This window comes from Bartonella sp. AP258QHHD (assembly GCF_042196145.1).
Classification (GTDB): domain Bacteria; phylum Pseudomonadota; class Alphaproteobacteria; order Rhizobiales; family Rhizobiaceae; genus Bartonella.
In genome coordinates this window covers 1-1,400 of the sequence record NZ_JBHIPR010000056.1, presented here as the reverse complement: position 1 = coordinate 1,400, position 1,400 = coordinate 1, and the positions used below count along the sequence as shown (strand labels likewise).

Below are 1,400 nucleotides of genomic sequence, written 5' to 3'. Positions count from 1 at the left end.
CTTTTGGAACATAATTTGCAAAAAGGCATTGTATCTCCAGCATATTCAAGGAGATAAAACATGGAAACTCGCATTCCTGAAAACACACCATTTGAGACGAATTTTCTAGGAGAAACGTCTCTAGAAGAAAAGTATTCACTCTTTCACACACCCATTTCATGGTCCGCAATCTTTGCGGGACTGGTGACGGCTCTTGCCACCTCAATCTGCCTCTCTTTTCTGGTCGCCGCTTTAGGCTTAAGCCAAATGGATTTCACTTCTTCAACCCCATTTGAAGGCTCTTTCCTCTCCTTTGGCGTGGGTTCTGTTATCGTTACACTGATTAGCCTAGCCTTGGGAGGCTTTGTAGCTGGACGTTTTGCTGAAACCTCAGGGACTCTTCATGGCTTTCTCACTTGGGCTCTCATAACATTGCTGATGACCCTCCAAGCCATCCACGTGGTTTCTAGTACAGCAAAGATAGGAGCTAAAACGGCTCTAGAAAACAGCTCCATGGTCCAACAAACCGTAGACAGCCTAAAAAACAATATTTCCCCTATACTTGCAAACTTAAACAGCGAAAGTCTTGAACAGTTTTTTGCAAAAAATAGTGACAATGATATCAATTTTGACCAACTTAGGAGTGAATTGCGCACCCTTCTCAATAAAAGCGACATTCCTGCTCTCAACCCTGATCGCTTAAAACAAACCTATCAAGCTGCACTCAATGATATTGGTTCTGCAATAACAGCTTTCAAAAATGACCCTTCTTACTATCGCACCACTTTAAAAAATCTTGGTGAGCGCCTGTCCGATCGTGTAGAAGATCTCACGACAAAATTTGATCGAAGTGATATCATCAAGGCCCTTGTGACCGATGGCATGTCCCGTTCGGATGCACAAACAGCAGCCAACCATGCTGTTCAACTCTATCAAAGCGCAGAGGAAAAAACCGAAAAAGCCATCAAAGTCCTTGAAGAACGGGCAGAAACACTTTCAGACAATCTTGAGGATACGATCAAGGGAGCAAAAAACACTGCAACTAAAGCCACAAAAACAGCCTCCAATATGGGGTGGTGGGGCTTTTTAGGAAGTCTGGTAGGCGCCATTATTTCCAGTATTTTTGGCTATTATGGTTATAGAAGCCGTAAGGACACTTTCATGCTTTAAAACGTCTACCTGTCTACCTTTAAAGCAAATACATAAAAAGCTGCACGCATAGTGCAGCTTTTTTGCAAAATTTTCTTGATTTTTGTATGCTTTTCAACACAACAAGAATTTTCAAAATCCACGTGAAGCTTTTATAATCGTGAGAAACAAGCTGCAAAATAAAAGATTTTTTTCAATAATTCTATTTTTTTATGTTTTTCCTTTAAAAAACTTCTTAAATGAAGTGTTGACTCCATCGATTATATATATAT

General features: G+C 40.4%; 1 protein-coding gene. It reads left to right on the top strand.

The genetic code is table 11. The features are described from left to right. The first annotated feature begins 60 nt into the window (after positions 1-60). On the top strand, positions 61-1,149 hold the full coding sequence (locus tag ACFIMM_RS06450) for a DUF3792 domain-containing protein (protein WP_375681595.1): 1,089 nt from the start codon (positions 61-63) through the stop codon (positions 1,147-1,149). Positions 1,150-1,400: the final 251 nt, after the last annotated feature.